Annotated in this window: 4 protein-coding genes; 2 read left to right on the top strand and 2 right to left on the bottom strand. The window is 59.8% G+C overall.

The annotated features are described in order from the left end of the window. Positions 1-278, top strand: a 278-nt coding sequence (locus AC2FND_RS20045) for a hypothetical protein (RefSeq protein ID WP_496771459.1), incomplete at its 5' end; no start/stop codon positions are given. On the opposite strand, the gene AC2FND_RS20050 is transcribed toward AC2FND_RS20045, so the two are convergent. Then, on the bottom strand, positions 279-1037 hold the full coding sequence (locus AC2FND_RS20050; RefSeq protein WP_480920963.1) for an alpha/beta fold hydrolase: 759 nt from the start codon (positions 1035-1037) through the stop codon (positions 279-281). It abuts the gene before it with no gap. A gap of 91 nt (positions 1038-1128) precedes the next feature. Here AC2FND_RS20050 and AC2FND_RS20055 point away from each other — a divergent pair, with 91 nt between their 5' ends. Next, positions 1129-1503, top strand: a complete 375-nt coding sequence (locus AC2FND_RS20055) for a hypothetical protein (protein ID WP_496771460.1) — start codon at positions 1129-1131, stop codon at positions 1501-1503. A 113-nt stretch (positions 1504-1616) separates the two neighbouring features. On the opposite strand, the gene AC2FND_RS20060 is transcribed toward AC2FND_RS20055, so the two are convergent. Then, a partial coding sequence (locus tag AC2FND_RS20060; RefSeq protein ID WP_496771461.1) for a PLP-dependent aminotransferase family protein occupies positions 1617-2145 on the bottom strand: 529 nt, incomplete at its 5' end.

Consider the following 2145-nt stretch of genomic DNA (forward strand, 5'->3'; position numbering starts at 1 on the left):
ACGTCAGGTTTCCGCATCTGATGCAAATCAATGCAAAACACATTCGAATCGAGACATGTTTGGCCGGAACTCATCATAAGGAACACCCGACCATGTTTCGCCTTGCCGCCATGCTGTATTCACTGATCGCCACTGCCATTTCTGGTTCTGCCGTAATCGCTGTGCTGTCTGCGGGATTGGTTTCCGTCAGCGCAATTGTCGGTGCCGCAGTTGCTGGGGCGGTGATCGCTGCTCCGGTGTCTTGGATGGTAGCCCGGCGGCTGTACCGGGGCGCCTGATCAGGCGTTCAGGAACGTCCTGACCGCCGCCTCGAATTCACGTGGCTTTTCGGCGTGCAGCCAATGCCCGGCTCCGGGTATTTTGGCAAAACGCGCGCCGGAAAACAGCGAGCGGATTGCAGGGCGGTGCTCCGGCAGGACATAATCCGACGCCCCGCCCGACAGGAACAGGGCGGGGCCGTCCCATGTGGCGTCCAATTTGGGGAAGCCCATGATCTTTGGCATCTCGGCTGCAAGAACATCCAGATTAAGCAGCCATCGTTTTCCCTTGATATCCAGCGATTGGGTGAAAAAGCTTTGCAACGCTTTTTCAACGCCTTGATCGGCCAGTTGCATTTCCGCATCCGACCGGCGGGTGATGCGCGAAAAATCAACAGCCCGCATGGCCTCGATGAACTGGATTTGGCTGTGCGCGTATTGAACCGGCGCGATGTCGGCGACCACCAGCTTGTTCACCAACCCATTGTGCCGCAGGGCCAAGGTCATGGCAGCCTTTCCGCCCATGGAATGCCCAAGAACATCCGCCACGCCGCCGATCTGTTCTATGACTTCGGCGATATCCTGTGCCAGATGGGGATAATCGTGGCTCGGGTCCCACATGCTGTAAGCATGGTTGCGCATGTCCACCGCCACAACCTGCCGTTCGTCTGAAAGCCTTTTGGCAATGACGCCCCAATTCCGAGCAGATCCGTAAAGGCCGTGTGCTATTACCAGCGGTGGGCGGGCGGTCGGTTCGCCATGTACAATCGTGTTCAGCATAGCTTGCGTGATACAAGCGCCTACAGCGGATCACCAGCCCCATTGTAGGTCTTTGTGGTGCAGGCTAGATTGCGGCGGCAGGAGAGAGCCCATGCCTCAGGACCCAGACATTCAGACCCGGATCGCCGAGACGGTGGCCTTGCTGCGTGCCAAGCTTGGCGTGCGCGACAAGACGCTAGAGGCATCCATTCGCAAGGCAAAACGACGCCTGCCGCGCCGGGTGTACCGGCAGGCCATGGTGCTTGCCCGGTCCGAGGCGATGGCGTCGCACCCGAAGATGCGGTTGATTCTGGATACTCCCAAGCTCGTCAGGGCGTCGGACGTAGTGCAGGATCATCTGGGACGCATCAATCTTGCGGATCGCAGGTGGGGCTGGTTCCTTGGTTTGCTGGGGGGGCTGGCTTTCAATCTATTGGCTCTGACAGCGCTGTTGCTTGTCTTTCTGTGGTGGCGCGATTTGATCTGACTTTCAGACGGCTGCCAAGCTGACGCTTAGCCTGATCTCCTTTTGTCGAGGCGGTCGCTCAAACAACAAAAAACGGCGCCTCAAGAGCGCCGTTTTCTTTTCTTTTTAAATGCTTACAGGTTTGGGTATATGGGGAAACGGTTGCAGAGGTCAGCGACCTGGGCGCGGACGCGGGCTTCGACTTCGGCGTTGCCGTCTTCGCCGTTGGCAGCCAGGCCGTCGACCACTTCGATGATCCAGTCGGCGATCTGGCGGAACTCGGCCTCGCCAAAGCCGCGGGTGGTGCCGGCGGGGCTGCCCAGGCGGATGCCCGACGTGATGGTCGGCTTTTCCGGGTCAAACGGCACGCCGTTCTTGTTGCAGGTGATATGCGCCCGGCCCAGGGCCTTTTCGGTCGCGTTGCCCTTGACGCCCTTGGGGCGCAGGTCGACCAGCACCACATGGGTGTCGGTGCCGTGGGTCACCGTGTCGAGCCCGCCCTTGATCAGCTGATCGCTGAGCGCCTGCGCATTGATCACGACCTGCTGGATGTAGCTTTTGAACTCGGGGCGCAGCGCCTCGCCAAAGGCCACCGCCTTGGCCGCGATCACATGCATCAGCGGGCCGCCCTGAATGCCGGGGAAGATCGCCGAATTCACTTTC

This window comes from Ruegeria sp. BHSB056 (genome assembly GCF_059613305.1).